Origin of the sequence: Mesorhizobium sp. M7A.F.Ca.CA.002.05.1.1 (assembly GCF_003998335.1) — a bacterium.
Lineage (GTDB): Bacteria > Pseudomonadota > Alphaproteobacteria > Rhizobiales > Rhizobiaceae > Mesorhizobium.
On sequence record NZ_RZQI01000319.1, the window covers coordinates 1 to 6,115 of the forward strand.

Below are 6,115 nucleotides of genomic sequence, written 5' to 3' on the forward strand. Positions count from 1 at the left end.
GCTGGCAGACATCGGCATCTTCACGCCGTGGAAGCAAGACCGCCGTGCGTTTTGCCGCATCGCGGGCGTGCCCATACCAATGCCGCAATAAGTGTGGTACTGCGCCGGCAATCCTGAAAAGCCCGGAAACGCTCTATGTCCGCTCCACGCGTGAGTTTTGTCAGTCTTGGATGCCCGAAGGCCCTTGTGGATTCGGAGCGCATCATCACGCGCCTGCGCGCCGAAGGTTACGAAATCGCCCGCAAGCATGACGGCGCCGACCTTGTCGTCGTCAACACTTGCGGCTTTCTCGATTCCGCTCGCGACGAGTCGCTCAACGCCATCGGCTCCGCGCTTTCGGAAAACGGCCGGGTGATCGTCACCGGTTGCCTGGGCGCCGAGCCGGACGTCATTCGCGAAAAGCACCCCAATGTGCTGGCGATCACCGGGCCGCAGGCCTATGAGAGCGTGATGGCTGCCGTGCATGAGGCCGCGCCGCCTTCGCACGACCCTTATGTCGATCTTTTGCCGCCGCAGGGTGTCAAGCTGACGCCGCGCCACTACGCCTATCTGAAAATTTCCGAAGGCTGCAACAACCGCTGTACCTTTTGCATCATTCCGGCACTGCGTGGCGACCTCGTCTCGCGGCCGGCGGCCGATGTGCTGCGCGAGGCCGAGAAACTGGCCAAGGCTGGGGTCAAGGAACTTCTGGTGATCTCACAGGACACCAGCGCCTACGGCATCGACATCAAGTATCAGACGTCGATGTTCGGCGACCGTGAGGTGCGCGCAAAATTCCTCGATCTGTCCGAGGAACTGGGCAAGCTCGGCATCTGGGTGCGCATGCACTATGTCTACCCCTACCCGCATGTCGCCGACGTCGTCCCGCTGATGGCAGAGGGCAAGATCCTCCCTTACCTGGATATCCCCTTCCAGCACGCTTCGCCGCAGGTGTTGAAGAACATGCGCCGGCCGGCACACGGCGAAAAGACGCTCGAGCGCATTCGCGGCTGGCGTGAGGTCTGCCCGGATCTGGCCATCCGCTCGACCTTCATCGTCGGCTTTCCCGGCGAGACGGACGACGATTTCGAGATGCTGCTCGACTGGCTCGACGAGGCCAAGATCGATCGCGCCGGCTGCTTCAAATACGAGTCGGTCCGCGGCGCCCGCTCCAACGATCTCGGTCTCGAACAGGTTCCCCAGGAGATCAAGGAGGCGCGCTGGCACCGTTTCATGCAGCGCCAGCAGAAGATTTCGGCAACGCAGCTGGCCAAGAAGGTCGGCAAGCACCTGCCGGTGCTGATCGACGAGGCGCATGGCACGTCGGCAAAGGGCCGCACCAAATACGACGCGCCCGAGATCGATGGCTCGGTGCATATCCAATCGCGCCGCCCTTTGCGCCAGGGCGATATCGTCACCGTCAAGATCGACCGCGCCGACGCCTATGACCTTTATGGTTCGGCGGTCTGAGGGCCGTATTTACTACATCTGGCGATAGTTCAGCCTTTTAACCCGCTCAGCCGCGATCCGCTCTATGGTTTGCGGACCGGAGATGCGGGGAAATGCGGATGAACACCAGATCTGCGGAACAAAATTACATCGCGACGCTGGACCTGCTCAGGCTGGCGGCAGCACTTGCCGTCGTGTTCTTTCACTATTTCTTTCGCGGCGCGGCCGCCGAAGGCTACCTCGCGCAGGGCTATCCGCTTGCCGCACCGTTCGCCCTCTACGGCTATCTCGGCGTCAATCTGTTCTTCCTGATCAGCGGTTTCGTCATTGCCTGGTCGGCGGAAAACCGGAGCTGGGATCAGTTTGCGATCGCGCGGTTCGTTCGCCTCTATCCGGGTTTTCTGTTCTGCATGACGATCACCTTCGCAGTTCTCACCCTTGCCGGCACGCCGTTGCTTCCAGCCTCTTTCAGCCAGTACGTCGCCAACCTGTCGATGTTCGCGCCGGCCTTCGGCCAACCCTTCATGGACGGCGTCTACTGGTCGATCGTGCTTGAACTGGTGTTCTACGGATGGATCACGCTGGCCCTGTTCACCGGGCTCTTCCAGAAACGCAAGCTGGAGCTGATCTTCATCTGGCTGGCGATCTCGGCCTTGAACGAGTTCTTCATCGGCAGCGGCGGAGCCAGGCTGCTGTTCCTCACCGAGTTCGGCCCGTTCTTCGCCGCCGGCGTGCTGGTCCACCACATCCATTCGCATGACCGTTCTGTGCCGGCCCTGCTGCTGCTCGCCGCCGCGTTCCTGATCTCCTGCGGAACGCTGTCGGTGACGCAGCGCTGGATGCTCGGCCACTACGGCATTGCCGTCTCCTCGGCCAATCTTGTCTTCGCCAACGCCGTCATGCACGCGGCCCTGATCGGCGCGGTGCTGTTGCGCCACCGTGTGAGGGCATCGGCGCTCACCCTGGCGCTGGGCGGGCTGACCTATCCGCTCTATCTGCTGCATCAGGAGATCGGCTATCTCGCCATCAATGCGGCAACGCCCATTGTCGGCAAATGGATTGCCGCCCTTGGTTGCGTCGTGCTCATGCTTTTCATTTCGTGGGCGATCTGGCGCACCTGCGAACGACCGGTACAGCGGTTGCTCAGGTTCTGGCTCGGCCGTGTGGTCGATGCCGGACGAACGCGGTTTCATCGCCCCTCTGCCGGCGCACAGCCCGCCGAATGAAGAAGGGCGCCTCGCGGCGCCCCTCCGTCTCATGTCTCGCGCTGGTTATTTCGGCAGCTTGTCGTCGACGCCCTTCACATAAAAATTCATGCCGAGCAGCGTGCCGTCGTCGGCGACTTCGCCGTCCTTCAGCCACGGCGTGCCGTCCTGCTTGGCGATCGGTCCCGTGAAGGGGTTCCAGCCGTCGACGATCTTCTTTTCGGTGGCCTGCGCCATCGCTTTCACGTCGTCGGGCATGTTGGTGTAAGCGGACATCTTGACGGCACCGTCCTTGATGCCGAGCCAGACATTGCCAGGCTTCCACGTGCCGTCGAGGGCTGCCTGGACCCGGCTGATGTAATAGGGACCCCAATCATCGGTGATCGAAGTCAGCTGCGCCTTGGGCGCGAACTTGATCATGTCCGAAGACTGGCCAAAGCCCTTCAGGCCCCGCTCTTCGGCCACTTGCAGGGCAGCAGTCGAATCGGTGTGCTGGACGATGATGTCGGCCCCCTGGTCGAACAGCGCCTTGGCGGCGTCGGCTTCTTTGCCCGGATCGAACCATGTATTCACCCAGACGATCTTTGCCTTGAAGTTCGGGTTGATCGACTGGGCGCCGAGCATGAAGGAGTTGATGCCCATCACCACTTCCGGGATCGGGAAGGAAACGATGTAGCCGGCCACGCCGGCCTTCGATTCCTTGGCGGCGATCTGGCCGAGAATGTAGCGGCCTTCATAGAAGCGGGCATTGTAGATGCCAAGATTGTCCGATGTCTTGTAGCCGGTGGCGTGCTCGAACATCACCTTGGGAAATTTCTTGGCGACCTTCACTTCCGGGTCCATGAAGCCGAAGGAGGTGCCGAAGATGAGCTTGCAGCCTTCGCGCGCCAGGCGCTCGAAAGCGCGGTCGGCGTCGGGACCTTCCGAGACGTTTTCGAGATAGGCTGTTTCGACCTTGTCACCGAGCGCCTTCTCCACATCGAGACGGCCCTGGTCGTGCTGGTAGGAGTAGCCGAAGTCGCCGATCGGGCCGGTGTAGACCCAGCATGCCTTCAGCTTGTCCGCAGCTTCCGCCGTCACTGCCAGCGACATGGCGGCGGTCGTGGTCATCAGGGCAATAAGCAGTTTTTTCATTGTGTTACCTCTCTGAGTTAAGCCTTGGAGCTTCCCGTTTGTTTTTATTGTCAACGATCCGGAACGAATGGCTGCCCCAAGGAAGCCGGCGTGTTCATCATCGTCAGACGCTTGTTGCGCGAGATTAGAACGAGAACCACGATGGTTGCCAGATAGGGCAGCGAAGAAAGGAACTGTGAAGGCACTGGAATGCCAAAAGCCTGTGCATGAAGCTGGCCGATCCACACCGCGCCGAAGATGTAGGCGCCGGCCAGCACCCGCCATGGCCGCCAGGAGGCGAACACCACCAGCGCCAGCGCGATCCAGCCGCGGCCGGCGCTCATGTTCTCGACCCATTGCGGCGTGTAGACCAGCGACAGATGGCCGCCGGCAAGCCCGGCACAGGCGCCGCCGAAGATCACCGCGAGATAGCGATAGCGGATGACCTGGATGCCAAGCGCATGGGCCGAGGTGTGGCTGTCGCCGATCGAGCGCAGCGTCAGTCCGGTCCTTGTCTTGAACAGGAACCACATGACGGCCGCGGTGAGCGCGATCGAAATGTAGAAGATCGGGTCCTGACCGAACAGCAGCCTGCCGACGACAGGCATTTCCGTCAGACCGGGAATGTAGAGGTTGGGCAGCCTTTCGCCGGGTTGGCCGACAAAGCTGGTGCCCATCATGCCGGACAGGCCAAGGCCGAGCAGCGTCAGCGACAGGCCGGTCGCCACCTGGTTGGTGGCCAGCGACAGCGTCATGACGGCAAACAGCAGCGAGAACACCGCGCCCATGGCGATTGCCGCCAAAAGGCCGATCCAGGGCGAGCCGGTGAGATAGGTCGCGCCGAATCCGCCGACAGCGCCCATGATCATCATGCCCTCGACGCCGAGATTGAGCACGCCGGAGCGCTCGACCACCAGTTCGCCGATTGCCGCGATCAACAGGGGCGTTGCCGCCGTGGCGATGGTCAGAAGGATGTTTACGGTGATGTCCATCAACGGGCTTCCTTCAACTTTGGCGCGGCTTCGAGTTTCGCGGCACCTTCCGGCTTGGTCAGCGCCAGGCCGACCAGGCGAATGCGGTAGTGGATGAGCGTGTCGCAGCCGAGCACGAAGAACAGCAGCATGCCCTGGAACACCCGCGCCACCTTGTCGGAGATGCCGAGCGCGCTCTGCACCGCTTCGCCGCCGAGATAGGTCAGCGCCAGCACCAGACCGGCGGCAACGATGCCGAGCGGGTTGAGGCGGCCAAGGAAAGCCACGATGATGGCGGTGAAGCCATAGCCGGGCGAAATGACAGGCTGCAGTTGCCCGATAGCGCCCGAGACCTCGGAGATGCCGGCGAGACCCGCCAGAGCGCCTGACAGCAGGAAAGCAAAAAAGACCATGCGGTTGAGGCCGAAGCCGGCGAAGCGCCCTGCCCGCGGGCTTGAGCCCAGCACGCGCACCTCAAAACCTTTCAGCATGCGGCTCATCAGGATCCAGACCAGCACCGCGGCGACCAATGCGAAGACAAAACCCCAGTTTGCCCGTCCGGCATCCGGCATCAGCTCCGGCAACACGGCCGAATCGTTGAACTGGATGGTCTGCGGGAAACCATGGCCCTGCGGATCGCGCCAGGGTCCGCGCACCAGCCAATCAAGGAAGAGCTGCGCGACGTAGACCAGCATCAGGCTGGTCAGGATTTCGTTGGTGCCGAAGCGAGTCTTGAGCAGAGCCGGGATCGCGGCATAGGCCGCGCCGCCGACCATGCCGAGCAACAGCATCAGCGGCAGCACCAGCGGACCTTCGAACTGCGGAAACAGCACGGGAATCATCGAACCGGCAATGCCGCCGAGGATGAACTGGCCTTCGGCGCCGATGTTCCAGATGTTGGCCTTGTAGCAGACCGACAGGCCGACGGCGATCAGGATGAGCGGCGCTGCCTTGATCGCCAGCTCATGTAGCTGCCAGACCTGGCTGATCGGCTCGATAAAATAGATATTGAACGCGGTCAGCGGATTGACGCCGAGCAGCGCGAACATGACGGCGCCGGCAATGATGGTCAGCGCGAAGGCGATGAACGGCGACAGGGCCGAAAACAGCATGGAACGCTGCGGGCGTTTGACGAGTTCGAGGCGCATCATGCCGTCTCCAGCGAGTGTTCGGCGTGGCCTGGTTCGGCGCCGCCCATCAGCAAACCTACCTTTTCGAAGGTTGCCTCGGCGATCGGCATAGGTTTCGACAGCTCGCCATTGTGCATGACCGCGATCGCATCCGATATCTCGAACAGCTCGTCGAGATCCTGGCTGATCACCAGCACCGCCGATCCGCTGCGCGACAACTCGATCAAGGCCTGGCGGATATGAGCGGCAGCGCCCGCATCCACGCCCC

5 protein-coding genes and 1 pseudogene are annotated in these 6,115 nt (G+C 62.1%); 2 read left to right on the forward strand and 4 right to left on the reverse strand.

The features are described 5' to 3' along the window. The first annotated feature begins 135 nt into the window (after positions 1-135). Together rimO and EN939_RS17305 are read left to right on the forward strand one after the other, a co-directional pair. Positions 136-1,449 carry a 30S ribosomal protein S12 methylthiotransferase RimO gene (gene rimO, locus EN939_RS17300; RefSeq protein WP_127268996.1) on the forward strand — a complete coding sequence of 438 codons (1,314 nt, stop codon included), beginning with the start codon at positions 136-138 and terminating at the stop codon, positions 1,447-1,449. Positions 1,450-1,547: 98 nt separating this feature from the next. Beyond that, positions 1,548-2,654 (forward strand): acyltransferase family protein, encoded by a 1,107-nt coding sequence (locus EN939_RS17305; protein ID WP_127268997.1) that lies wholly within the window; start codon positions 1,548-1,550, stop codon positions 2,652-2,654. A 45-nt stretch (positions 2,655-2,699) separates the two neighbouring features. Here the strand turns inward: EN939_RS17305 and EN939_RS17310 are convergent, their stop codons facing one another. From EN939_RS17310 to EN939_RS17325, 4 genes and pseudogenes are all read right to left on the reverse strand, one after another. Beyond that, entirely contained in the window at positions 2,700-3,767 is a 1,068-nt protein-coding gene (locus EN939_RS17310; protein ID WP_127268998.1) for a BMP family ABC transporter substrate-binding protein, read from the reverse strand. Positions 3,768-3,817: 50 nt separating this feature from the next. Then, positions 3,818-4,738 (reverse strand): ABC transporter permease, encoded by a 921-nt coding sequence (locus tag EN939_RS17315; RefSeq protein ID WP_127268999.1) that lies wholly within the window; start codon positions 4,736-4,738, stop codon positions 3,818-3,820. Next, positions 4,738-5,868 carry an ABC transporter permease gene (locus EN939_RS17320; RefSeq protein ID WP_127269000.1) on the reverse strand — a complete coding sequence of 377 codons (1,131 nt, stop codon included), beginning with the start codon at positions 5,866-5,868 and terminating at the stop codon, positions 4,738-4,740. Before EN939_RS17320 ends, EN939_RS17315 begins: the two co-directional genes overlap by 1 nt. Next, positions 5,865-6,115: pseudogene (locus EN939_RS17325) on the reverse strand (ABC transporter ATP-binding protein); the annotation flags it as partial. The gene EN939_RS17320 and the pseudogene EN939_RS17325, both read right to left, overlap by 4 nt.

Bases quoted from the DNA above. Each gene is read 5' to 3' on its own strand.
- rimO (WP_127268996.1), top strand. From the start codon at position 136: ATGTCCGCTCCACGCGTGAGTTTTGTCAGTCTTGGATGCCCGAAGGCC.
- EN939_RS17305 (WP_127268997.1), top strand. From the start codon at position 1,548: ATGAACACCAGATCTGCGGAACAAAATTACATCGCGACGCTGGACCTG.
- EN939_RS17310 (WP_127268998.1), bottom strand. From the start codon at position 3,767: ATGAAAAAACTGCTTATTGCCCTGATGACCACGACCGCCGCCATGTCG.
- EN939_RS17315 (WP_127268999.1), bottom strand. From the start codon at position 4,738: ATGGACATCACCGTAAACATCCTTCTGACCATCGCCACGGCGGCAACG.
- EN939_RS17320 (WP_127269000.1), bottom strand. From the start codon at position 5,868: ATGATGCGCCTCGAACTCGTCAAACGCCCGCAGCGTTCCATGCTGTTT.